This is a genomic window from Pectinatus sottacetonis (genome assembly GCF_015732155.1).
Lineage (GTDB): Bacteria > Bacillota > Negativicutes > Selenomonadales > Selenomonadaceae > Pectinatus > Pectinatus sottacetonis.
In genome coordinates, this window is the sequence record NZ_WIQK01000001.1 from 821,449 (window position 1) to 846,596 (window position 25,148).

Here is a 25,148-nt window from a genome sequence, read left to right on the forward strand (position 1 = left end):
AGTAATTTTATAGATTATAAAAGCTCCTGTTTTCGCAGGAGCTTTTATAATCATCATTTAGAATTTATTTCACATTCATTGACAGTTCAATAAATTTATTCGCTAATTTAGCTTTCTGTAAAACTTCTTCTGTTATCTCTGCCCCTTCATCAACGATAACAATTCCGTTATCTGTTGTTATTCGGCGAGTAGACTTTTTACCTAAAAGGAACCGGCGATGGCGATCTTCTGCTGAACTAGCAGTAACCGAAGCTTCATTTTTTTCTTCTCCGGCAATAGACTGATTTGGTTTTATTGCATCGGATTTATGCTTAACAGGTTCCTGTTTTTCTTCTGTTTTCTTTTCTTCTACCTTTTTTTCTTCTTCATTTTTTATCGGAAATTTTTTCTCAGGTTTAACAGTTTTTGACACTGATTTTTCTTCTTTATCCATTGTTTCTGCTGGTGTTTTATCATCAGCTGACGCATTTTTTTGCGGTAATGACTTACTTTTATCAGGCACTTCACTTTCGATAATAGTAACTTCTTTACCAAAAATAGAAATTTCATCAGCAGTAATTTCTTTCTTGTCACTACCATCCTTTGTATCTACAATTACTTTTGCAATACTGCCGTCATCTTCAATAAAAATATCAGATACAACACCTTTAATAGTCCCGCCTTTAGTTATAGCCTTAGTACCCACAATACGGATATTCTGATCAAGGAATGGTTCATAATCAGCTGCATCATCCAATGTCAAAATGTCCTCGCTGCTGGTAATAGTTATCGCATCATGTCCAATTGCCACAACTGATTCATACTGCAGGATTTTGACTCCACGGTACCAATCTTCGTCTTCTATAATTATAGCTGCCACCCTGCCGTTTTCTGCATCAATCAATAATGACTTACTTACGCCTAATTCTCGTCCTTCAGTAATACTGATAATAGGCAACCCTAAAAATTCTTCACTCTTTTTCATACAAATAAATCCTCCTGTATTATTATATTTATAAATTCACCTAAATCTCCTACGAATAAAACTGCAAAGCTTCTGCCTCATAGATAATCAAACCATAAAATCTTCGTCATCTTTACAGCCCGACTCCATAGTTTTCATATATATTTACTTGCGCTGTAATTCTCCCACCTTATTCATAATTAACTCTTGTGTATGAGGTGTCTATTCACTAATTATTAGAGCATCTCTATTGTGCCTGTTGCAAAAAACTTTCCGGTATATTATCAAATGGTATTGTTGCCATATTATGCTCAGCAAGAATACATTGTAATCGTCGTAAATAATGAATCTGAGCTTTGAAATTTTGCTGCAACTGGACATTATTTTTTACCACTGGTAGATAATATGCCTTTTTCAGCATATTCACAGCCTCATCATATGCTCCAAATTTTTTATAAATATTATTCATTTCAATACAAATAAACGGTGCATATTCACTTTTATAATATCTTTCCAGTGCTTTTTCTAACGAATATAAAGCTCCAGAAAAATCATTTTCCTTATTTTTATCATAAATAAATCCAATTATATCATCAATTGAAACCAGTTTATCTATAAATACAGTCAGCTGTTCTTTTTTCTCATGTGATAACTTTAAATTTGAGTTGTTAACACGAGCTTGTCTTATTGGTACAGGTAAATTATATTTTTTGTGTTTTGCCGCTGTATTGTAATGAGATAATATTTTTTTCTGCTGGCTTTCAGTTAATCTTTTTGGGGGTTTTACCGGTAGGACAGGAACAAACTCTTTATTCTTTCTGGCTACAAGCCGCTTAATAGTTTCACAGTCAGCCTTTCTTTTCTCTATACGCAGCTGCTCAAGTTTATCTCCACTATTTTTTATCTTGACATTTCTTTCTTCCAGAGACCTGCTGCATTCATGTAATATTGACACATCACTAACAAGTGCAGGCAGACAAACAGCAATTTCCCTTTTTTCTTTATAATTCACATCATCTATAAACATTTTTTCTGGATTATCCTGCTCTGTCGACAGGCTCTCACAAGCGGTAGCTGCCTCATTATCAGCAGTTTTGCATAATTCATGCTTCCTCATCTTATGTAATAAAAGCTTTTTATTATAAATTGTAGCGATTATTGCCCCAGTGGACACTATCCCGGCAATAATCACATTATAAGGAATTATAAAATATCTTTCCAGCGGCCAGATGATAATACACATCCCGAAAGATAATAGTGCTGCCAAAAAAATAGCTTTAATTTCTAACTCAAGCTTAAAAAAAGCAACAACTTTATGTATAAAAAAAACACTTATAAAAATTATAACTGCAGATATCCCCAAAAATACTGCCAGCATTATTAACAACCTCATTGAAATATAAATTAACTATTTTATTTTACAACGTATACATTTATTTTGCAATTACCAACATACATATTATAAATGCTTTTAATATTTTTTATAAAATAATCATATTCTGAGCATTTCTTTTATGTCAATTCAGTATAATCAGTGTGTATATGCTATAATATTTTATATATTATAGCATCTTAAATACAAATCAAAGGAGATTTTTATGAACAACAGGGATTTTCACGCACTAACTCACCTTGTTATCGATTCGCAGATAAAACCGCCCCTTTCTTTATTTGCAAAAGGTTTTGATGATTGGCATGTAAGGGCTCGACTGGCACATTTTCTTATAATGCCCCAATTTAATAAAAAACAGGAGTCAATTGAACTATTCCGTTCAGTAGTTGAAGCTGAAGTAAATCCAAACTCTTCAGAAGATATTGAAGAAAAGATTTATGCCTTGCAGCACTTAAGTCTGATATTAAGGGATGACAAACTACTGGATGATGCACTCCACTATATAAATCTGTCTATAGAACTAGTGGAAGAATATGACTTCCTATATAAATATATATTACGCGGTGAAATATGGGCTGATAGGTGGAACATTCTCATCCGTCAGCATAAAACTGACCTAGCCGTAGACGAAGTAGAAGATAAAATAACAGCCTATAGTCATCTGCCGATAAAAAACATAAGTTATCTTTACTATGGATATCGTTTTTTAGCTCAGCTTGCCGCTGCCAACTTCCATACAGCCGATGCCATAGAAATGATGAAAAAGGCTCTTTCCTATATGGCTGTCCCTGAACAAAATAAAAAAGCTTTAGAGAAAGCCATGAGTGCCACCCATGATAATGCCTCGTGGATACTACAAGAAATAGATAAAGCAACTCCTCTTCCTGCATCAATAAAATGGGATATTTAAGATATTTTTATTTACAGTTGCTTTATTTTGTGATATATTTTTTAAGAAATATTTTATATCCTTTGACGCGGTTTCCGAAACTCCAACGGCTGCCTGGTCAATAGGTAAAACAAATTTAGGAGGATTCTTATGCTTACACAAGAACAAAAATTGCAAGTTATTCAAGACAACGCCACTCATGAAGGTGACACTGGATCACCAGAAGTTCAGATTGCGCTTTTAACATCGCGTATTATTTATCTTACTGAACATTTAAAGGCAAACAAAAAAGACTTTCATTCCCGCCGCGGCTTATTAAAAATGGTTGGGCATCGCCGCAGACTTTTAGCTTATCTACACGATAAAGATATTGAACGTTATCGTGCTATCTTGAAGAAATTAAATATTGGTAAAGCTAATAAAAGATAATTCATTAAAACTTAGTTTTTCTTTCGTTTTGCAAAATAGGTTTTAATTATACGAGCCGACATTAGCAATTATCGAAAAGGCGGGGCTGTTGTCTATTGTATAATGGGCACGTCTCGCTTTTTGTATTTTAATTTTACAATAATTAACCGCAGCGTGTTCAGTGGATGGTGAAATGTTTGTTTGATATTTTTATTAAACAGGTATTTCACTGTTTACTGTGCACATTTGCTGCAAAAATTTTAGGAGGCAACTTATGCACAGTTTTGAAACGACTCTCGGTGGACGTAAATTTGTCATTGAGACTGGAAAAATGGCTAAACAAGCCAATGGTGCTGCTCTTGTACGCTATGGTGATACTGTTGTTTTGGTCACAGCTACAGCTTCAGCTGAACCGCGTGAGGGTGTTGATTTTTTCCCACTAACTGTAGATTATGAAGAAAAAATGTACGCTGTCGGTAAAATACCTGGCGGTTTTATAAAACGTGAAGGACGTCCCGCTGAATCAGGTATTCTATTCAGCCGTCTTATCGATAGACCTATACGACCACTCTTTCCAGAAGGATTTAGAAATGATGTCCAGATAGTAGCAACCGTATTATCGGTAGACCATGATAATCCACCTGAAATTGCCGGAATGATCGGTGCATCTGCAGCACTCAGCATTTCTGACATTCCCTTTAAAGGACCTATCGCCGGTGTAACTATCGGCCGTATTGATAGTGAATTCATTGTAAATCCTACAACTGAACAAAAAGAATCATCTGACTTAAACCTGACTATAGCCGGCTCCCATGATGCCGTAATGATGGTTGAAGCCGGTGCCAACGAATTACCAGAAGATATTATTCTGGACGCTATCATGTTCGGACATCAGGAAATAAAAAAAATCGTTGAGTTCCAACAAAAAATAGTTGCTGAATGCGGCAAGGAAAAACGTGAAGTAAAATTATTCCAACCTGACGAAGAGTTAGTAAATGAAGTCCGTGAATATGCTTATGATAAACTCAACACAGCTGTACGCGACAGTGACAAACTCCGCCGGGATGAACATATAGCCAAAGTAAAAACTGAAACTCTCGAATACTTTCTTGAAAAATATCCTGATTCAGTAATGGAACTAAATAGTATTTTGCACAAATTAGTAAAAGAAATTGTCCGCCAGATGATAACACATGAAAAAATTCGTCCAGATGGACGTGAAGTTGATGAAGTACGTCCTGTAAGCTGTGAAGTAGGATTACTGCCGCGTGCACACGGCTCTGCCCTGTTCACCCGCGGACAAACCCAAGCGCTTACTGTTACTACATTAGGTCCACTGGGTGATGAACAGATCCTCGACGGTCTTGGCACACAGACTTATAAGCGGTATATTCATCATTATAATTTTCCCGGCTATAGTGTTGGCGAAGCCCGTCCCATGAGAAGCCCCGGCCGCAGAGAAATAGGACATGGTGCCTTGGCTGAACGCGCTCTTGTCCCTGTCATTCCATCAGAAAATGATTTCCCCTATACCATCCGTCTCGTATCTGAAATATTAGAATCAAACGGTTCAAGTTCCATGGCCAGTGTATGCGGCAGTACACTTTCCCTTATGAATGCCGGTGTTCCTATAAAGAAACCTGTTTCCGGAGTTGCTATGGGACTAGTAAAAGATGGCGATGCTTATACCATCCTGACTGATATTCAGGGAATGGAAGATGCACTGGGCGATATGGATTTTAAAGTTACCGGGACCAAAGACGGTATAACTGCTATCCAAATGGATATAAAACTAACCGGCATCACCAGAGAAATTTTAGCTTCCGCCCTCGAACAAGCCAAACGTGGTCGTGCCCATATCCTAAGTAAAATGCTTGAAGTAATAGATAAACCGGCTGAAAAATTATCCCCATACGCTCCATCAGTCACTACAATAAACATTCCGGTTAACAAAATCCGCGATGTAATCGGACCTGGCGGCAAAATAATAAAAAAAATCATTGATGAAACAGGCGTCCAGATCGACATTGAAGATGACGGCACCGTACGCATCACCGCTGTCGGCCAAGAAAGTGCCGAAAAAGCGGTTGCTATAATCAAAGATCTTACCCGTGATGTAGAAGTTGGTACTGTTTACAAAGGAAAAGTAACCCGCATTATGAACTTTGGTGCATTTGTCGAAATATTACCCGGCAAAGAAGGTCTATGCCATATTTCACAACTTGATAAAAGCCGCGTTGCCAAAGTCGAAGATGTTGTAAATATCGGCGATGAACTCGAAGTTAAAGTCACTGAAATAGATAAACAGGGACGCATTAATCTCTCCCATAAAGTATTATTATAAGGCAGGTAATAATATTGCACATTGTACTTATAGAACCACAAATACCACCCAATACAGGCAATATTGCCCGGCTGTGCGCAGCCACAGGCTGTGAACTGCATTTAGTAGAACCATTGGGATTTTCCACTGATGATAAGCATCTAAAAAGAGCTGGTCTTGATTACTGGCATTTATTAAAAATACATTATCATAAAAATTTTGCTGATGTTCTTGATAAGTATCCTCACACTGCATATCATTACCTTTCTACTAAGGCGCCTAATACTTACACCGATGTTGAATATGGTAATGACGACATGCTTGTTTTTGGCAGAGAGGATGCTGGTATTCCTGAATCTATATTAAAGGAAAACTTATCCGATTGTGTCCGTATTCCCATGATAAGTGAGGCCCGTTCACTTAATTTATCTAATTCAGTATCTATCGTTGTTTATGAAGCACTAAGACAACAGTCATTTATCGGCCTAAAAAAAAATAGTACCTACCTCAGTAATGTATGACCTGTAAATGTAAGGAATGAGTTAATTGTCGAATCTTGATAATTGTATAAGAAAATTAAAAAATATCCTGCCCGCTGACAGATTATTAATTGATGCTCCCATGTCAGAACAAACTACTTTTAAAATTGGCGGACCTGCCGACTGCCTTTTATTTCCCGATTCAACGAAAGAAATAAAAAAAATAATCACTATAATAAAATCCTACCATGTTCCCTGCACAATAATCGGCAACGGATCTAATATATTAGTTCTTGATAAGGGGATTCGTGGCATTGTAATCAAATTCGGCAAAAGCATGTCCTATATCCATGAAAATGCCGGAATTATCACAACTGGCTGTGGTACCTTATTGAACAATATTGCTCGGTTTGCCGCAGCAAACTCATTAACAGGACTGGAATTTGCTGTTGGCATTCCCGGCAGTATCGGTGGTGCTGTTTACATGAATGCTGGTGCTTATGGTGGTGAAATAAAAAATGTAGTAAAATCAGTAACTGCTGTGACACCAGATGGAAAAATTGTAAAATATCCTGCTGATAAACTACAGTTTGATTATCGAAAAAGCATTTTTCAAATAAATAATAATATTATCTGTGAAATAGAGTTTGCCTTAAAGAAAGGACTTTTTGCAGAAATAAATGCCTTAATGAGTGAATTGATAAAAAAAAGGAAAACCAAACAACCCTTGGAATTTCCTAGCGCCGGTTCTACTTTCAAAAGACCGCCTGGATATTATGCCGGTACTCTCATCGATCAAACAGGGTTAAAGGGTCTGCATGTAGGCGGTGCCCAAGTATCAACTAAGCATGCCGGTTTTGTTGTCAATACCGGAAACGCCACAGCCAAAGATGTTCTGGCTCTTATTGTTGAAATACAAAAAAGAGTTTATGAAAAACATGGTGTAAAGCTTTATCCTGAAGTACGCCTTATCGGTGAAGAATAAAAATTCCTAGTAACCTTATTAATAGCAAACCCGCATTTATCATAAAAGTTTTAAAAATCTGATGGAATAAATTCTCTATCTGAATTTTTAATTTTATTATTCCCTGACTTAATCATTTTAAACAATTACTTTTGCAAAACAAAAGTATAAAAATGCATATTAAGCATTGGAAAATATAAACTTCAAAAATAAATGCGGGTTTTTACTATTGCGTATAAAGAAGGAGACACAAAATGAATAAAAATGACTCACACATGACACGCGGCTTAAAAAATCGTCATTTGCAGATGATTGCCCTTGGCGGTTCTATCGGTACAGGTCTCTTCTACGGCTCAGCCCCTGCACTACAGGCTGCCGGTCCTTCATTATCACTAGCTTATGTTTTAGGCGGTATCATAATTTTCTGTGTAATGCGTATGTTAGGAGAAATGGTAGTCGATGAACCGATTGCTGGTTCTTTCAGCTATTTTGCCAATAAATATTGTGGTGAATTCTGGGGATTCATCTCGGGCTGGAATTATTGGTTCTGTTATATTCTAGTCAGTATGTCCGAACTTGCCGCAGTTGGTATATATGTTAACTTCTGGTTTCCTCATTTTCCCCAATGGATCTCAGCACTTATCTGTATAATTGTTATAACAATCGTAAATCTTACTAACGTACGTTCCTATGGTGAAGTTGAATTTGGCATGACAATTATAAAAATAACAGCTATAATCGCTATGATGGTATTCGGCGGTATCATTATTGCCACCCAGCTTGGCCCTTTTCCCCAAAACTTCAGTAACTTATGGGCCCACGGTGGTTATATGCCACATGGATTATGGGGATTGTCTGTCTCGCTGGTAATAGTCATGTTTTCGTTCGGTGGTATCGAATTAGTGGGAATAACAGCTGGCGAAGCCGAAAATCCATCTGTTACAATTCCTAAAGCTATCAATGACGTAATCTGGCGTATATTACTTTTCTACATTGGAGCATGGTTTATTCTCATGGTAATATATCCCTGGGACCAGGTCGGTCTTTCTGGCAGCCCTTTCGTAGAAATCTTTTCTAAAATGGGAATTCCGGCAGCAGCTAATTTGCTCAATATCGTAGTGCTGACTGCTGCTGTTTCTGTATACAACAGTGCTATGTACAGTACTTCACGCATGTTGTACAGCCTTTCCCAGCAGCATAATGCCCCTAAAATTTTTGGCAATCTCACTCGTTCAGGCGTTCCCGCCCTCCCCACATTAGTTTCCTCTTTCATAACCCTGATTGCCGTAATCCTTACATATCTATTTCCACAAAAAGTATTTATCTATCTGATGGCAGTAGTAATAATTGCCATTGTCATAAGCTGGTTTACTATAGTAATCGTCCATTTAAACTTTCGCCGTAAAAAAAACCTACTGCATAAAAAAACTTCTTTTAAAACATTTTTCTACCCTTATGATAATTATTTATGCATTGCCTTTTTCATTTTTATAATCGTGATGATGACGCAGATCCCCAGCATGCATTTAGCTGTAATTATCCTTCCCGTATGGCTTTTAATACTCACGATCGGCTATATAATAAAAAAACGTCTTGGTTACTAATCATTGCCGGCAGAAATAAAAATTTACTGGTGTGACTTTTTCTTTTAATACTTCTGTGAACAAAACAAAAAATAAGTACTATACCATTTATTTCTGGTACAGTACTTATTTTTATATTATGCTGCCGATATATTATATTGTTTTTATTGACGCTGTTTTTGCTGCTATTTTCCCTCGATGCTTCAACACCAGCGCGATAATAAAATTCACAACAAAACAACCCGAAAAGAAATATAATGTCAGTGTATAACTATTTGTTGTTTCACGCAGCCAGGAAACAAGCACCGGCCCTACAACTCCAGCTATTCCCCAGGCCGTCAATATCCTGCCATGAATAGCACTAAGCTGCCTTGTCCCAAATATATCACTCAAATATGCCGGCATACAGGAAAATCCCCCGCCATAACAACTTATTATCAGAAATATCAGTCCCTGGAAAACAGCTGCACTGTCTACCTGTGCCAGCTGCCAAAAAGCTCCTATTTCAATCAGGAAAAATAAAGCATACGTATAACCACGCCCTATATAATCAGAAATAGTCGACCAAAAAATCCGGCCAAACCCATTTAAAAGCCCAATTATCCCAACCATTGAAGCTGCCGCTGCCGGCGTCATTTTGACCACATCCTGTGCCATTGGTGACGCCACTGCCAGTAATCCTATACCACAAGTTATATTTACAAAAAATATCCACCACAATGCAGCAAACTGCCATGTCTTAAAAGCATCATGTGCTGTCATTCCCCTATTCATTCTCGTAATATTCTTATCATCTGACACCGAAATGCTGACGGGTGGTTTCAGATATAATGCTGATGCGGTCATCACAACCATATATGCACAGCCCAAAATCAAAAAATTGCCAACAAGTCCATATGATGTCGTCAAATACTGCATAAGTGGACCAGCAATAAGACTGGCAAACCCAAACCCCATAATAGCAAGTCCCGTGGCAAATCCACGTTTATCAGGAAAATATTTTACCAAAGTAGAAACAGGTGTTATATATCCTACTCCTAATCCTACACCGCCAATGACACCATAAAACATATATAATGCCCACAAGCTGTGCATTTTCAGCGCCAGTGCTGTTCCAAACATTCCCAGTACAAAAAATACCATTGAAACCAAACCGCTTTTTTTCGGTCCAAGTTTTTCGACAAAACTACCTAAAAACCCCGCTGACAACCCTAAAAATAAAATTGCCAGAGAAAATGTCCATGTAGTCTGTTTAAGAGAAAAACCCATTTGCTGCATGATCGGTCTGGTCAATACACTCCACGCATACACACTGCCAATACAAATATGGATTCCAATTGCTGATAGGGCAATAAGCCAACGATTTCTCACTTTGCACTCTCCTTTAAAATAAGAAAATAAACTCAAGAGATAAAAGTCTGCCGGAAAACAAAAAGACCGTCCAGGCTCAATATCTCTGCCCAGACGGTCGGCTTATCACTATAATACAGTCCATGTGGTCAATTCCACATTATCCGTCAGGCCTGTACTATATCTGCACTTTTTTAATATGAGTTTATTATAACAACCAACTTCTATCTTGTCAACAAACACTTTACCATTACATATTCTATTGCTGTGTAAAAAGATCATCCCAAAAAGTATACGCTATCATCGCACAAATAAGACAAAGAATAATAAAATCTCCAAACCCAACCATAATTAACGCCTACATTTCTACATCCTCAAGTCGGTCATTAGGTATATAATGACGTCCTGTTTTTGCACATGGTTTTCCATCAAGCAGTACAACATCAGAAGTAAAATCTACATTAGTAGCAAAAATATTGCTGCCGACTGCATAAACATCAACCGGAACTTTATTTTCTTCAAACAAATGAATACGTTCAGGATTGAACCCGCCTGATACAATTATTTTCACATGATTAAAACCCTCTTTATCGAGCGCAGTCCTGACATTTCTTACCAATTGCTCATTTACCCCGGTCGGCTTAAAATGCCCCATCTGTCCGATAAGAGAAACATCGACCATCTTATCCGATGTATCAAGACGTACTCCTTCCAGCCGGTCTCCAAGTTCACGGGCAATAGCCAGACTAGTATTAACACAATCATTATTAAAATCGACTAATGCAATCCGGCTTATTTTAGGGTCCATATATTTATCAAAAGCCCTCGTTGCTGCTAGTGAATCACCGCCCATTGCTGCAATTAACGCATGCGGAATAGTTCCGGCAGCTTCTATGCCCCAGCACATTGCATTCGCCGGCGTAGACACATTACTCATTCCACCGACTTTAGCAGCATATCCGTCGCCTTCCTGCACCGTATATTCATCAAAACGTGATGGGAAAAATAATACCGGTTTACCATTGGCTGCTTCTACTGCCCGACTACAGTTTGTCGCTATTTTAGTACGTCTTGCTAAAATTCCCAAATATACTGTCTCCAAATGAATAAAATCAGCCAGATTTCCTTCTATAGTCATTACCGTTTCCCATGGAGCTATTTTATCCCCATCATGCAGTGCCTTTATTTTTAACCCCTGCGGATTGCGCGAACATTTTCTTATCAAGGCAATAACTTCGTCTATTCCGCAAAGCATCGCATAATCACGTTGAAATACCTGCACTGTAACATGCGGCTTTATATTGGACTGTTCCAATATCTCCTGGGTACGCAAAAAATAAATATCACTATAAAATCCCTTTTTAATTTTATCGACCGGAAAATCAAACAACTCCGGATCTACTCTTTTTTTCATCAAGCAGCCTCCTAAATTACGGCATTGTAAAACCTCTGTAATATAAGTATTCTAATTGGATATTATACCATAAAACTTGCATTTATTATAATATTTTTAACTGTCCTTGTCTACTTTAATATATTGCTAAACCTGTATTCAGCCTGTCCTATCATCCCCAATAAATAATAATTCAACAGAAAATAAACTTTCCCTCATCAAGCGGCAGGGAATTGGAATAAAAAGATAAATATGGTATATTTTATATTAAGTCTATAACAAATAAAAGAAAAGAGTAGATGTTATGATGCGTTATGTACTGATTATTTTTTCTACTGTTATAATGTTTTTTACCAATTATTCCTACACCAACGCGGAAAAAAAGCTGCCTGAACCAGCTCCGGCTAAGCCTTCTATTCACCTACTGGTAAATATTCCCGCACATTGGATAAGGATTTACGATAATAATACCTGTACTGCCGCTTATCCTGTTGCCGTTGGTAAACCGGATACGCCCACCCCTGTAGGAGATTTCAAAATAATTTACAAAGAAAAAAATCCCACATGGATAGATCCTGATGACACCGATATTCAGATTCCTTCCGGGCCAGAAAACCCTATTGGATACCGCTGGATCGGTATTGGCGGCAATTATGGTATTCATGGTACCAACCGTCCGGACTCCATAGGAAAATATGCTTCAAACGGCTGTATCCGCGTTAATGAAAAATACATAGAAATGATTTACAGAAAGGTTTCTATAGGCACCCCCGTAAAAATAATATATAATCGTCTTATAGTGGAAAAAGCAGCAAATGGCAATATAGCTTATTATATTTATCCTGATGGTTATGACAGACAGCCACTGACCGTACAAGATGTTGATAACAGCTTACAAAAATTTCATGTCACAGACTTCGCCGACGAAAATTCCATTGCTGAACAGATAAATATGGCTAATGGACTACCTAACTATGTCGCTTTTCCGATAAAAGTAAAGCTGGAAAATATTACTCTCCCATTAGAAGCAGTAAAAGCCGATAATATTATTTATATTCCTGTTAGAGCCTTAAGCAAATTCATCAATCTTTCTTTCCACTGGGATGCCAAGGCAGGCCTTGTAAGCACTACCTACGGACAGGTTCCCGGCATCATAAAAGGCAGCCATTTGTACATAAATGTCCTTAACATAGAAAAATTATTCAATCTCCAGCGTGACTGGCAGCAGCCAAATCTGCTAGTACTGCGTGTTATGAAAGGCAGTTCTCCCGCAGCCTTTGCAGCAGCAGGGCTGCCTGCTTTATGACAGCATATAGCAGCTATCTTACAGCCAATTATTTCCAATTGGCAAAAACAATCATTCATATAGGAGCATTTTATGAAAAATATAAAAAATCGTTTTATCATAATTGACGGCAGCAGCTTAATGTACCGGGCATTTTTTGCCATTCCCCTGCTCAATACAAACGCAGGAAAATATACCAATGCTATTTTAGGTTTTTCTAAAATGACTGTAAAATTACTTGACGAACTAAAACCCGAATACATCGTCGTAGCTTTTGACAAAAGCAGACATACTTTTAGAACTGATATCTTCAAAGATTACAAGGGAACACGAGAAAAAACCCCTTCTGAATTATCTGACCAGATTCCCTTGCTGCACGACTATACTAAGGCACTTGGCATAAAATTTATTGAAGTTGACAATTATGAAGCTGATGACATAATCGGCACCTTAGCAACTAAAGCAGCCAAACGCGGTTTGGAAACAATAGTTGTTACCGGTGACCGCGATGCCCTGCAGCTCATCCAGCCTAATCTAAAAATACTTATGACCAAAAAAGGAATAAGTGAAACAGAAATTTTTAATGAAACAGCCTTTAAAGAAAAATACGGCATAGTACCCCAAAAATTGATCGACTTAAAAGCGTTAATGGGCGATAAGTCTGACAACATTCCCGGTGTATACGGCATAGGTGAAAAAACAGCCTTAAAATTACTAATAAAATATGATACGCTTGATGGTATCTACCAAAATATAACTGATATTTCCGGCAAAAAATTAAAGGAAAAACTTATTTCTGATAAAGAAAATGCCTATTTATCATACCAGCTTGCAACTATTAACTGCGATATGCCATTAGCGTTTGAGCTTGAAGAATATACTATGAAGCCTGATATCCCTGCTTTAAAAACATTCTGTGATGATTATGAACTAAAAAGCATCTGGACTTCCTTAAACAAACTTTCCATTATTAATCTCGAAAACCAATCCCACTATGACCATAATGCCGCCGAATATATTCCCGCTGATAAAACCATATTAAAATCATTAACCACGCAAATAAAAAAAGATGGTTACATAATTTATCTGCCGGTATTCTCCGGCCGGGTTCCCCATATAAAATGCTATGGCATAATGATCTTATGCCAGTACAAAAACAAGTTAACCAACATATTTGTACCACAGGAAGAATTGCTAACCGACTCAGTACAATCTCTCTTTTCCCATAAAGACATTACTAAAATAACCTATGATTTGAAAAAAAGTCTTCACTGCGGCTTGAACCCTTCCGGCAAAGTCATAGATATTATGCTGGCTGCCTATATGCTTGCCCCCGCAGATACTGACTATGCACTGGATAAACTAGCTGAAAAATATCTGGGAAAAGACATTCCTGCCTATGAAGGAGACAAATTACTACAGTCCCAGACAGCATATACATTGTATACAAGCTCATTAAAAGAACTCTCTGACACTATGGTCGATGAACTAAAAGGAAAAGAACTGTATGCCCTCTATGAGCAGACTGAGCTGCCTTTAGAACAGGTATTAACATCAATGGAGCATTACGGCGTTTACATTAACAAGAAAAAACTCCAGTCTATGTCACTTGAAATCGGGACTATAATAGATAATCTGCTTGGCAGTATATATAAACTCGCAGAAAATGAATTTAATGTCAATTCCCCCAAGCAACTTGGCGTCGTTCTTTTTGAACACTTAAAATTACCTGTACAAAAAAAGACCAAAACGGGTTATTCCACCAATGCTGAAGTATTGGAAACACTGCGTCCTTACCATCCTATAATTGAAAAGCTCCTCGACTACCGAATGTGGAACAAACTAAAAAGCACTTATCTTGACGGATTATACACCCTTATAGATGAAACGACCCAGCGTATCCACACAACTTTCAACCAGACTGTAACAGCAACCGGGCGTCTCAGCAGCTCTGACCCCAATCTACAGAATATCCCCGTAAGAACAGAAGCCGGCAAAAAAATCAGGAGCCTGTTCGAACCAGAAAAAGGCTTTGATCTATTTCTATCAGCTGATTATTCCCAGATAGAACTACGAATCCTTGCTCACATGTCCGGCGATAAAAATTTCATTGAAGCGTTTAACCTGAACCAGGATATCCATTCACGCACAGCTTCAGAAATTTTTAATATTCCGCTTACTGATGTAACACCTGACCTGCGCCGCCGCGCCAAAGCCATAAATTTCGGGCTTGTATATGGTAAAAGTGATTATGGCTTAGCTCAGGAATTACATATTCCGCGTCAGGAAGCTGCTGAATATATCGAAAATTATTTTGCCAAATATGCCGGTGTAAAAAAATATCTTGATACCATTATCGAAGATGCCCATGAAAAAGGCTACACAACCACTTTATTCGGGCGGCGCCGTTACCTTCCGGGAATCAAAAGCAAAAACTACAACATCCGTACCCAAAATGAACGCATGGCTATGAATACACCTATTCAGGGAACTGCAGCTGACATTATCAAAATGGCAATGATTGCCACATGGAATAAAATAAACAAGCAGAAACTGCACAGCCGTATTCTATTACAGGTACATGATGAACTTGTAATAGAAACCATAAAAGAAGAAATCCCCTTACTAAAAAATATTCTGCATGAAACCATGCAGAATATAGTAAAACTATCTGTCCCCCTGACAATAGATATAAATACTGGCAGCAATTGGGCTGATACAAAATAAGGCTCTAAAAGAATCTCATTGAATTTTTCAATGAGATTCTTTTATTTTGATTTCCCTGATACCATTAGTCCAATGACCTGGGACCATATTAAGTTTTGACAAATCATAAGGTGTTTCCTGATATACATAATAATTGAGCCAATTAGCAAACAATAAATTTGCAACACTACGCCATTTAACAACCGGCTCCCGCGCAGGATCATCATCAGGATAATAATTACAGGGAATCTGCACTTTTATTCCTGCTTTTATATCACGTTCATATTCCCATTTAAGCGTCAAAGGATCATATTCAGCATGACCTGTTATAAAAAACTGTCGTTTTGTTAAATTTGCCACAGCATAAACCCCGCAGCGGCTGTCTGACTCTGCCAGTATAGTAAGCTCCGGTACCTTTTCAATATCGCTGCGCCTTACCTCAGTATGGCGTGAATGTGGCACATAAAATTCATCATCAAAGCCACGAAATAATTTTTCATGCTCAACCAGCAAGTGATGTTTGTACACACCAAAGATTTTTGGTGCTATTGAATACTTAGGAATATTATAATGATAATATAATCCAGCTTGTGCCCCCCAGCAAATATGAAAAGAAGAAAACGCGTGCGTTTCACTCCACTTCATAATCTGGCACACTTCTTCCCAATACGCCACATCTTCATATTCCATCTGTTCTACAGGTGCTCCTGTCATTATAAAACCATCATAAATATTATCCTTGACATCTTCAAACGTTCCATAAAATTCCGTCAAATAATCTTCTGATGTATGTGCCGGCATATAAGACTTTGTATATATAAAATCAACTTCCACCTGCAGTGAAGTATTGCCCAGCAATCGTAAAAGCTGCGTTTCAGTGACCGTCTTCAATGGCATTAAATTAAGTATGAGTATCCGCAGCGGCCTGATGTCCTGCTTATAAGCCCGTTCAGCATCCATTACAAAGATATTTTCACTCTCTAAAATCTGGGTAGCTGGCAGATTATTTGGTATTTTTATCGGCATAGCTTCACTTCCTAATGATAAAATTGTGCTAATTTTAGCATAAGACAGCTTTTACGTCAAACTGTCCTTTTTACTCCCTGTCCATTAAAATCAGGAACAAACTTTTTAGAAGAAGTACCCCGCTCCTGTACAAAACAATTTTTTATTCCCAGCTCAAGAGCCGCATCAATAACCTTTTGATATTCATACGTTGTAATTTTCCGATTGATTTTTGAAAATTCCTTCGCCCTGTACATTGGTACATACTGGTTCATTAAACTTATATAAATATTATCCCCGAAATTTTCCCACAGCCATTTAACAATTCTTATACTATCCTTATACAGCCACGGTAAAATTAAATGGCGCACTAAAACACCCTTCTTCATCATTTTATCTTCCATGACAAAAGGCCCTGTTATTGAAAACATTTTTTTAATAGCTGCACTTGCCGTTTTAAAATAATCCGGGGCATTAGAATACTTTACCGCCGGCACATCCGAAAAATACTTCAAATCCGGCAGAAAAACATCCACATAATCAGCAAACAACTCAATCGTATCTGCTGATTCATAGCCATTTGAATTATATACTACCGGGATACAAAGTCCCTTCTTGCGTGCCTTAGCCAATGCTTTTACCACTGTTTCCGCATAATGCATAGGAGTGACAAGCTCTATACACTCCACATTTCTTTGCTGCTGTTCCAAAAATATTTCTGCCAGGCGTTCTTCGCTTACCCTTATTCCATATCCATTGGCACTTATTTCATAATTCTGACAAAATACACACCGCATATTACAATGAGAAAAAAAGACCGTACCCGCTCCTTTTTTTCCCGAAATACATGGTTCTTCCCATTTATGCACACTGACCAGTGCCACTTCCGGTTCAATCGCAGCACCGCAAAAGCCTAAATCGCCATCATTACGGCTCACCCTGCACTGTCGTGGACACAATGAACACCTTTTCATATGTAAAACTCTCTCCCAGACAATACCATTAAATACTCAAATCTATCCTTAATCCATACCTTATCTGCCACAGGATAATTATAACCTGCCAAAACCGCAGGTTATAATTCCACACAGACATTTTTAAATTTATTATTACAACATTATTTTACGCCCGCAGCCCTGCCAGATATCCAACAGAAATTTTGCGGAAAGAATCTATCTTCATATCCGCAGCTGACACATCCTGCTGGCACATCTTATAATCAGGATTACAATAAGCTATACAATAACATCCAGCCTTTTTAGCCGCAATTACGCCTGCCGCTGCATCCTCAAAAACGACACAATCACAGGGAGCCATGCCCAGCTTATCAGCTGCCAATAAATATATAGCCGGATTTGGTTTACTTTCCGGCAGCTCCGCTCCACTTAAAATAACATTAAAATAAGAAAATATATTCAATTTCTTTAAAAACGTTTCTATATTGCGTCGTGCTGAAGATGATGCCAAAGCAAGCGGAACCCCATTTTCATGCAGCTTAGTAATTAACTCCACCACACCATCTATTGCCGGCACATTATCGCTTTCCGCCGCACAATTTAAAAACAACTCATGTTTTCTTGCTACAATTTTCTCCAGGGAAATATCCTTTCCCGATCTTCTGATAAAATCTCCAAAAAAATCATTAGCCGAACGGCCAAAATAAGGCAGGCACTGCTCCCGCGAACATTCTATCCCATATTCTGCCAGAGTTTCAATCTTTGTTTTTGTATGGAGAATCTCACTGTCAATAATAACCCCGTCCATATCAAATATTACTGCTTTCATTTTACCATCCTTTAAAAAAATTATATTGTAATTATAACATCTTTTATTTAGCATGTCATTCATCACATATATTCCCAAAATCCCTTAATATTATTACAAAAAGTTATAAAAAAATAACTTGCTAAATACGCTGCAATAACGTAAACTTAGTTATAGTTTCATTATTATTTTTTTATAAAAATGGAGGATATATATAATGAAAAAAGTTTTCAGCGTTGTTTTTACAGCTGTTTTTGCTATATGCGTTTTGGGATTCTTTTCACCAGCACAAGCATCAGCAGCCAGCTTAGGATCATTAAATATCAGAGAAGTATTAGCTTCCTATCCTGACGTACAAACTACAAACGCTGCCATTGATCTCGAACGTCAAAAAGCCCAGACTGAATTCAATAAAAAGGCTGCATCACTTGATGAAAAAGGCAAAAAAGAACTTTTTGAAAAAATCAACGCTCAGGTTGAAACTCGTCAGGAAGAACTTTTGAAACCAATAAGAGAAAAAATCAAAAAAGCAGTTGAAGCTGTAGCCAAAGAAAAGGGTCTTGACACTATAGTTGATGCTTCCGTTATTATTTATGGCGGTCAGGATATCACTAAAGACGTAATAGAAAAATTAAAAACGATGTAATCAAAAAGACAGTCCAAACGGACTGCCTTTTTTAGTAATTTCTTGACAACTGCTTATCTTTAAATTATAATAGATACGTTATTTGCTGGCATAGCTCAGTTGGTAGAGCAGGTCATTCGTAATGATCAGGTCGTAGGTTCAATTCCTATTGCCAGCTCCATATGTATATCAAGGCTTCCAAGGTTATCGGAAGTCTTTTTGTTGTATTTAAGTAGAAATCCCCTTTTTAGTCCCCTTTTATTCACAAAACTATTAAAAACTAAACACCTAAATTTCTTATCCATTAATTCTTTTTACTTTAGTCAATAATATATCTTTTCGTACCTCATCAGTTAAATATTTTTGTTTTAGATAACGTTCCCGTTCTTTATCTAAATCTTCATGTAATAGTAAATATGATCTAATAATACGTAATACCATAGTTTTTAATAATGGTTTTTCATGCTGATGCAAATTATCTACTTTTTTTAAAAATGATTCAATTCTTCCTACTTGTTCTTCCATTATCAAATTTTGTATATTATAAGTATTATTATTATCATTTTTGTATTTATCAAATAAATTAATAGTATCCTTATTTACTGAGACGCTAGCAATATCTTTATAAAGAGCTAATATACTAGCAATAGTATAATCTTGAAAAAAAATTTTCAAATCATTTTTAGAAGGCATATTTTCATTTTCATCTATTTTTATTTCTTTTATTGATTTCCATATATATTCTATTAAATTATCAAAATTTTTATCAACTTCATTAAACCACCTATATATAATTTTATTAGTATAGCTATAAATCATATGAACAATATTTTCTTTTTTTGTAGCTAATAACATATATGAAAAATTGGGTAATGTAGCCGCAATTAATCTTAATAATTGCATTGCTTTTGATAATTGGTAACTATTATTTTTTTTCGATTCATCATCATATTTATAAATATCAACATCTTTACTTTCTTGTACTACGCTAATTTGACTTTCTGCTTTTATTTTACTTCTTTTTATTTGCTTTCTTTCATCATCATCAGGAGCTTTCACTTCTTTATTTATTCTAAAATCTTCTATATATGATATGTTATAATTATCATCTTCAAAATTAAATTCATCCCAATTATCAATATATTTAAACGCAGCATTATAAACATAATCTAATATACCAGTATGTTGTTTAATATATGATAGAAATAACAAGATATTTCCATTAATACCAAAACAAATGTTTTCTATGACATCTTCAATTGCTTTTTTTGCTTTCTCAACATCTGATGTATATAACCTACTAAGTTTTCTTGCAACAAAAAATGCCAAATAATTATTATTTGAAAAGACTATATTCCATCCATTACCTTCCTCTAGAATTTTAGATTTTTTTAAAACTTCAAAAAATGTTTTTGAATTAATATTTTGATCATAGTCTATATTATACTGCTCGATTATGCTGTTAAACGTTTCTTGTTTTAATGGATATTTTTTTTCAAAATGTATGACATACGCAAGTTCATCCAATACATAAAAGTATGTATTCACTGACATAGATTTATCTTCATTTTGAATTGCTGTCATAATATTATGTTCAAAAACCATATTAAATATATCATAATTATTATTTTTGCATTCTCCTGCTTCTTTTATAAAATATAATACATACTGAATTATAAAATCTGGATTACGATTAAATAATCTTATTTGATTACTAATAAAATTTTCAATATCTTTTGCTATATCTTCTTTGTTATCTTTATTTTCTAGTTCTTTAGAAATTTTTACTGAAATTATTTTTTTTATTAACTCTAATCTCTTATCAGAATAAAATTCTGTCAGAGTATATACATTAAATCGCGAATCTAATATATATTTTTCTTGTGCCTTCTTTACTATATCTGTTTCATATAGCTCTTGAGATAAAATAATAACCTTACCAAATTCTTCAAAAATATTAGCTATTACGTCTTCTACTAAGTCAGAATTAATTTTATCAAAATCATCAATTACTGCTATCCTTTTTTCTTTTGCTACCTGCAAAAATCTATCATATTCATAATTATTATCACCATATTGTTCTATAAATGTTGTTTTTATTATTGTATTTAATTTACGTTTAGAAAAATCATCTCCATAGAATATAATAGGTATTTTCCCATTTTTAGAAAAATTTAAAAATATATATTGTGCAAAGATTGACTTTCCAGAATCAGAATATCCTTTGATTAATAAATAGTTTTCTTTTTCTAATGTTTTAATAAAACTATCTAAATCGCAAATTTCCATATCTTTTTTTGTATCGTCGTCTTTTTCTAATCTAGGAAAAATATAGTAATCTAAAATGTTTTTTGTAATTTTATATTTTTTATCTTCTTGCATCGCCTTAATAGTTTCTGGTTTTGGATAAATCCAATCTTTTCTACATTTTTTTCTACTTAAAACATATTCTGAATTATTTTCTTCTTTATAAAACCCATACAAAACCTCTTTACTTTTCCATGCATATTTTTTTACTTGTATCTTATTTATATCTGTATCAATAACCGCAATATTAAAACTACTCTTATTGACATCATCTAATACGCCACCATCAATTATACACAAATTAGAATTTACATCTGTGTACTTATTATTAAAGCATCTTGGATTATGCTCATGCCCCACTAATAATATTGATGTTCCTGCATACAATGCTTCTTCCAATTTACCTTTTATGCATTCTGCAAACCATTCATAATTATGGTGCATAATAGTTAATACTATATTGCATTTATCGTTATCCTCATTTTCAGTTAAATACAATTCTTCAATACTATTTTCAGGAATATAATGCAGCCCTTTATCATTATCTAAAGTAGAAAAAATTGCTGAATTAATCAAGTTAACTCGCATTTTCAGTGTTCCAAATTGTAATATTTTTTTATGCAAAAAAATATTACAATCTGTAAAACAATGCTTTCTACTAGCAAATAAATAAAATTCATCTAATCCTTTAGATGAATCATTATATAATAACTCTTTTGAGTTTACTGAAAACCAATCTTCTATATCTTGTGATTTTATTTTTACATTATCATAATTCATATCATGATTTCCTGGCACAACTAATATCTGAATAAATGTATCAATATTTAATTTATCACTAACAATTGAAATAAATTTACCTAATAAATATTTTGCAACTCCGTATTGAGAACATTTTCCACTAAAAACTATATCTCCAGATAAAACAATTATACATTCATCTATTTTATCTCTAAATTGAGAAACAGCTTCTCCTAATTTATTAATCTTTTCAGTAGATATTGTATATTTATCTCGTATGTGCAAATCACTTAAATGTAATATTAAAATTTTCATAAAATTATTCTCCTATATGTCTTTTTAAAAACACTTATATTATACATGATTTTTATAATTTATACTTTTTTATTATTTTATTTTTATTAAATATTTTTCTCTACTGATTTTTTCCTTATAAAAGTTTACAAAAACTTTATTTTGTTTTTTTAAACTTTCATTTTTTTGTAAATTATACACACTTATTTTATTTTTATATATACTAATTTGTTGTAATATTTTTTCTTTTGAATCAACATACATACTTAATTGATTTTTAGCTCTACTTATGTCCACATAGTATTTATTTCGGTTTGGATTGTCAACAGTAAACTGGTTCTTTCCACAGTTAGTTGAAAATGCATTTCTCACGTCGTAGAATTTTCTTGCGCAACATCTCAAAACTACAACGTCCATACATAATTCGTTTAACAACTTTCAATTTATTGACACTTCCTTCTGCTAAGCCATTATTATAATCATACTGAATTGCATTTTTTATTGCATTGATATCTCTGGTTATACCATTAATAAATGAAGAAATTTCTCTGTTTTCTAGAGCAGTTGCATTCTCAATCCATTTATCTAGATTTTCTATATGTTTACTTTTCAATACTGTTTTAAAACTATTGACTAGACTAATAATCTTTTTGAACATAGGGTATTTATCGTAAACTTTCTCTAATTGTTTTGATGACAGATTCTTAATTTTGGATATAGGTTTATATAAAACTTTGAGCAATAAACTACGATTAAGGATTTCTGTATTTTGAGCTTCTTCAGGACTGTTTTGCTGATTCTCATATAAAGCTTTTTTAAATTTAGACCGATAATATCGAATAAGTGTACTGGACCCTTTATATCCTTTCTGACGAATTATTTATTCAATCTTATTGCAGGTATATCCTCGATATAGCAATGCATTAATTTTATCTAAATATGGATCTAAAATACTTTTTCTTTTAGTACCATAAGTGCCACGAGCTGCATCTACATCGTTTTCTAAATACTTTGCTACGGTATGTCTCGATATATCTAAGTCCTTTGCAATTTTACACATTGAATGTCCCATATTATGTAATTTTATCACTTCATCAATTAATAAACGTTTATGGGCGGTTTTTTCCTCGTGCTTTATTTGGCGCGAATTTTTAAAATACATTACCCGTTCATACTCAGTCATTTTCCGTAATTTATTCAATAACGGAAACTCAAGACTCAATTGTTGACATATTTGATGTTTATTAAGACCATCTTGCAATAATTTATTGGCTTTTTCCATCTTGGCTTCTAGCGTTAATAAACAGTTTGGTAGCTGCAACCCTTTTTCTTTAAAAGCGACCTTCTTTACTGAATTTGTTTCAATAATTATTTTTGAGCTAAAATATTTCATTAAGAAATCTTTACAATAATCCGTTAAATTTTTTAAAAGATGAAATCTATCGCTTACCTGAACTGCTTCGGGATGGGTTTTGGCAATTGCGTTATTATAGGTAAGCGATCCATCTCTGGATACGACCTGAATATTGGGATACTTTTCTAGCCATTCAGTAACATTTTCAAGTTCACGTGAATCAAGTATATCAACGATTTGATGATTATCGATATTAATCATAAGTGTTCCATACGATTCGCGTTTTTTAAAAGCGAAATCATCAATACAAATTCTAACGATTTTTTCATTATTGATAACTGGATTCCCTTTTTTTTAAGAGATTGCAAATTGTACTTTTACCCACATCAGCAATATTGTTTCGTAACAAGTTCATCGCAGTTAATGAACTGACATTTATAGAAATATTGATAATTTCGTCTTTTAATCTTTGAGTTTTCTTAGCATTCGCCGGAAGAAAGTCAAATTTTTCAGCAAATGTAGCATAATTGCATTCTGGATTCTCACAAAACATCTTTCTATTTTGCAAAATAATTTGGACTTTCTTTCCTTGCATCGGCAAATCCTGAAAACTTCTTTCATAATGTGAGTGAGTTTTTACAGAAAGTCTTCCACAATAAGGGCAGATGACTTTTTGACGATTCGAAATAACACGTATAAAAATGGTATCGCCTACGATTTCATGACTTACATAATCTAAGTTTTTATCCAGTAATTTTATAAATTCATCCATGCTTTAATCTCGTTCCTGTTTTTCTTTTATTTTATCAGAAATGAGCACATTTTCAACTAACTATGGAAAGAACCCCTTTATTATTGATGTTATTTTACATGACCTTAAAAAAGTTGTCTAGTTAATTGTAACCTATCCAAGACCATCTGTTTCTTTTTCCAAGGCTTTAATATCTGCAACAATTTCATGGACTGGTTTGGAAGTGAAAGCCATGCAAAAAAATTTATTGAAGGAAAAATTAATAAGTAAAATTTTTTTAAATAAATCTTTATTTAGCAGGTAATAGAATCAAAAAAAGGAGAATATATAAAGCATTAGCTAAAATAGCCATTAAAGAAGAAAATGATTTTATAATGAAATTATATAAAGAAGAAAATAAGCGATATTATAATAATTTATATAGTGCAATAGTATCTTTTGAAATTTTGATATTGACATTAGTAGATTATTTTTATTTAAAAAATAGTATATTTTATAATATAATTCAAGGAAATACTAGAGTATTTATTTTTGTTTGGTGTTTTATGGGGCTCTTTTTAGTAGAGCTTTTAATAGATTTGTATAAAGACG

At 34.8% G+C, this 25,148-nt stretch carries 21 protein-coding genes, 1 tRNA gene and 1 riboswitch; of the genes, 10 read left to right on the top strand and 12 right to left on the bottom strand.

Annotated elements, in window-relative coordinates; all coding sequences use genetic code 11:
- Positions 1–64 precede the first annotated feature (64 nt).
- Entirely contained in the window at positions 65–964 is a 900-nt protein-coding gene (locus I6760_RS03835) for a PRC-barrel domain-containing protein (RefSeq protein ID WP_196593168.1), read from the bottom strand.
- Between the two features lie 226 nt (positions 965–1,190).
- Positions 1,191–2,321, bottom strand: a complete 1,131-nt coding sequence (locus I6760_RS03840) for a hypothetical protein (RefSeq protein ID WP_196593169.1) — start codon at positions 2,319–2,321, stop codon at positions 1,191–1,193.
- A gap of 220 nt (positions 2,322–2,541) precedes the next feature.
- Here I6760_RS03840 and I6760_RS03845 point away from each other — a divergent pair, with 220 nt between their 5' ends.
- The 6 genes from I6760_RS03845 to I6760_RS03870 all read left to right on the top strand — a co-directional run bounded on the left by I6760_RS03845 (position 2,542) and on the right by I6760_RS03870 (position 9,003).
- Positions 2,542–3,246, top strand: coding sequence for a tetratricopeptide repeat protein (locus I6760_RS03845; protein ID WP_196593170.1), 705 nt, complete (start codon positions 2,542–2,544; stop codon positions 3,244–3,246).
- A gap of 129 nt (positions 3,247–3,375) precedes the next feature.
- Entirely contained in the window at positions 3,376–3,654 is a 279-nt protein-coding gene (gene rpsO / locus I6760_RS03850; protein ID WP_196593171.1) for a 30S ribosomal protein S15, read from the top strand.
- Positions 3,655–3,907: 253 nt separating this feature from the next.
- Positions 3,908–5,977, top strand: coding sequence for a polyribonucleotide nucleotidyltransferase (locus I6760_RS03855; protein ID WP_196593172.1), 2,070 nt, complete (start codon positions 3,908–3,910; stop codon positions 5,975–5,977).
- 14 nt (positions 5,978–5,991) lie between these two features.
- Positions 5,992–6,477: a tRNA (uridine(34)/cytosine(34)/5-carboxymethylaminomethyluridine(34)-2'-O)-methyltransferase TrmL gene (gene trmL, locus I6760_RS03860; RefSeq protein ID WP_196593173.1), complete on the top strand. Its 486-nt coding sequence runs from the start codon at positions 5,992–5,994 to the stop codon at positions 6,475–6,477.
- Between the two features lie 25 nt (positions 6,478–6,502).
- Positions 6,503–7,420: a UDP-N-acetylmuramate dehydrogenase gene (murB, locus tag I6760_RS03865; protein WP_196593174.1), complete on the top strand. Its 918-nt coding sequence runs from the start codon at positions 6,503–6,505 to the stop codon at positions 7,418–7,420.
- Between the two features lie 233 nt (positions 7,421–7,653).
- Complete coding sequence (locus tag I6760_RS03870; RefSeq protein ID WP_196593175.1) at positions 7,654–9,003, top strand: amino acid permease; 1,350 nt, start codon at positions 7,654–7,656, stop codon at positions 9,001–9,003.
- Positions 9,004–9,135: 132 nt separating this feature from the next.
- On the opposite strand, the gene I6760_RS03875 is transcribed toward I6760_RS03870, so the two are convergent.
- Positions 9,136–10,353 (bottom strand): L-lactate MFS transporter, encoded by a 1,218-nt coding sequence (locus I6760_RS03875; RefSeq protein WP_196593176.1) that lies wholly within the window; start codon positions 10,351–10,353, stop codon positions 9,136–9,138.
- 80 nt (positions 10,354–10,433) lie between these two features.
- Positions 10,434–10,517, bottom strand: a riboswitch (ZMP/ZTP riboswitch).
- A 173-nt stretch (positions 10,518–10,690) separates the two neighbouring features.
- A complete protein-coding gene (locus I6760_RS03880) occupies positions 10,691–11,746 on the bottom strand; it encodes a nicotinate phosphoribosyltransferase (protein ID WP_196593177.1) in 1,056 nt (351 codons plus the stop codon).
- A 283-nt stretch (positions 11,747–12,029) separates the two neighbouring features.
- On the opposite strand from I6760_RS03880, the gene I6760_RS03885 reads away from it, so the two are divergent.
- Complete coding sequence (locus I6760_RS03885) at positions 12,030–13,031, top strand: L,D-transpeptidase (RefSeq protein WP_196593178.1); 1,002 nt, start codon at positions 12,030–12,032, stop codon at positions 13,029–13,031.
- A 72-nt stretch (positions 13,032–13,103) separates the two neighbouring features.
- Positions 13,104–15,737, top strand: coding sequence for a DNA polymerase I (polA, locus tag I6760_RS03890; protein WP_231036079.1), 2,634 nt, complete (start codon positions 13,104–13,106; stop codon positions 15,735–15,737).
- Positions 15,738–15,764: 27 nt separating this feature from the next.
- Here polA and metA read toward each other — a convergent pair whose 3' ends face one another.
- From metA to I6760_RS03905, 3 genes are all read right to left on the bottom strand, one after another.
- The gene (gene metA, locus I6760_RS03895) at positions 15,765–16,742 is read right to left on the bottom strand and encodes a homoserine O-acetyltransferase MetA (protein ID WP_196593179.1); all 978 of its coding nucleotides are present in this window, start codon (positions 16,740–16,742) and stop codon (positions 15,765–15,767) included.
- 56 nt (positions 16,743–16,798) lie between these two features.
- Positions 16,799–17,695: a radical SAM protein gene (locus I6760_RS03900; RefSeq protein ID WP_196593180.1), complete on the bottom strand. Its 897-nt coding sequence runs from the start codon at positions 17,693–17,695 to the stop codon at positions 16,799–16,801.
- 148 nt (positions 17,696–17,843) lie between these two features.
- Positions 17,844–18,506 carry an HAD family hydrolase gene (locus I6760_RS03905; RefSeq protein WP_196593181.1) on the bottom strand — a complete coding sequence of 221 codons (663 nt, stop codon included), beginning with the start codon at positions 18,504–18,506 and terminating at the stop codon, positions 17,844–17,846.
- Between the two features lie 196 nt (positions 18,507–18,702).
- On the opposite strand from I6760_RS03905, the gene I6760_RS03910 reads away from it, so the two are divergent.
- Both I6760_RS03910 and I6760_RS03915 read left to right on the top strand, forming a co-directional pair.
- Complete coding sequence (locus I6760_RS03910; RefSeq protein ID WP_196593182.1) at positions 18,703–19,131, top strand: OmpH family outer membrane protein; 429 nt, start codon at positions 18,703–18,705, stop codon at positions 19,129–19,131.
- A gap of 84 nt (positions 19,132–19,215) precedes the next feature.
- A tRNA-Thr gene (locus I6760_RS03915) sits at positions 19,216–19,291 on the top strand.
- Between the two features lie 116 nt (positions 19,292–19,407).
- Here I6760_RS03915 and I6760_RS03920 read toward each other — a convergent pair.
- The 5 genes from I6760_RS03920 to I6760_RS03940 all read right to left on the bottom strand — a co-directional run bounded on the left by I6760_RS03920 (position 19,408) and on the right by I6760_RS03940 (position 24,578).
- The gene (locus I6760_RS03920; protein ID WP_196593183.1) at positions 19,408–22,473 is read right to left on the bottom strand and encodes a metallophosphoesterase; all 3,066 of its coding nucleotides are present in this window, start codon (positions 22,471–22,473) and stop codon (positions 19,408–19,410) included.
- 72 nt (positions 22,474–22,545) lie between these two features.
- Positions 22,546–22,824: a hypothetical protein gene (locus I6760_RS03925; protein ID WP_196593184.1), complete on the bottom strand. Its 279-nt coding sequence runs from the start codon at positions 22,822–22,824 to the stop codon at positions 22,546–22,548.
- The gene (locus tag I6760_RS03930; protein WP_330997978.1) at positions 22,802–23,332 is read right to left on the bottom strand and encodes a transposase; all 531 of its coding nucleotides are present in this window, start codon (positions 23,330–23,332) and stop codon (positions 22,802–22,804) included. Before I6760_RS03930 ends, I6760_RS03925 begins: the two co-directional genes overlap by 23 nt.
- Entirely contained in the window at positions 23,333–24,142 is an 810-nt protein-coding gene (locus tag I6760_RS03935; RefSeq protein WP_330997979.1) for a transposase, read from the bottom strand.
- Positions 24,135–24,578 carry a transposase family protein gene (locus I6760_RS03940; RefSeq protein WP_196593187.1) on the bottom strand — a complete coding sequence of 148 codons (444 nt, stop codon included), beginning with the start codon at positions 24,576–24,578 and terminating at the stop codon, positions 24,135–24,137. The genes I6760_RS03935 and I6760_RS03940 overlap by 8 nt, the downstream gene beginning before the upstream one ends.
- Between the last annotated feature and the right edge of the window lie 570 nt (positions 24,579–25,148).

Bases quoted from the DNA above. Each gene is read 5' to 3' on its own strand.
- I6760_RS03905 (WP_196593181.1), bottom strand. From the start codon at position 18,506: ATGAAAGCAGTAATATTTGATATGGACGGGGTTATTATTGACAGTGAG.
- I6760_RS03870 (WP_196593175.1), top strand. From the start codon at position 7,654: ATGAATAAAAATGACTCACACATGACACGCGGCTTAAAAAATCGTCAT.
- I6760_RS03940 (WP_196593187.1), bottom strand. From the start codon at position 24,578: ATGGATGAATTTATAAAATTACTGGATAAAAACTTAGATTATGTAAGT.
- I6760_RS03840 (WP_196593169.1), bottom strand. From the start codon at position 2,321: ATGCTGGCAGTATTTTTGGGGATATCTGCAGTTATAATTTTTATAAGT.
- I6760_RS03855 (WP_196593172.1), top strand. From the start codon at position 3,908: ATGCACAGTTTTGAAACGACTCTCGGTGGACGTAAATTTGTCATTGAG.
- I6760_RS03910 (WP_196593182.1), top strand. From the start codon at position 18,703: ATGAAAAAAGTTTTCAGCGTTGTTTTTACAGCTGTTTTTGCTATATGC.
- I6760_RS03885 (WP_196593178.1), top strand. From the start codon at position 12,030: ATGATGCGTTATGTACTGATTATTTTTTCTACTGTTATAATGTTTTTT.
- I6760_RS03900 (WP_196593180.1), bottom strand. From the start codon at position 17,695: ATGAAAAGGTGTTCATTGTGTCCACGACAGTGCAGGGTGAGCCGTAAT.
- I6760_RS03845 (WP_196593170.1), top strand. From the start codon at position 2,542: ATGAACAACAGGGATTTTCACGCACTAACTCACCTTGTTATCGATTCG.
- I6760_RS03835 (WP_196593168.1), bottom strand. From the start codon at position 964: ATGAAAAAGAGTGAAGAATTTTTAGGGTTGCCTATTATCAGTATTACT.
- polA (WP_231036079.1), top strand. From the start codon at position 13,104: ATGAAAAATATAAAAAATCGTTTTATCATAATTGACGGCAGCAGCTTA.
- rpsO (WP_196593171.1), top strand. From the start codon at position 3,376: ATGCTTACACAAGAACAAAAATTGCAAGTTATTCAAGACAACGCCACT.
- I6760_RS03880 (WP_196593177.1), bottom strand. From the start codon at position 11,746: ATGAAAAAAAGAGTAGATCCGGAGTTGTTTGATTTTCCGGTCGATAAA.
- metA (WP_196593179.1), bottom strand. From the start codon at position 16,742: ATGCCGATAAAAATACCAAATAATCTGCCAGCTACCCAGATTTTAGAG.
- I6760_RS03920 (WP_196593183.1), bottom strand. From the start codon at position 22,473: ATGAAAATTTTAATATTACATTTAAGTGATTTGCACATACGAGATAAA.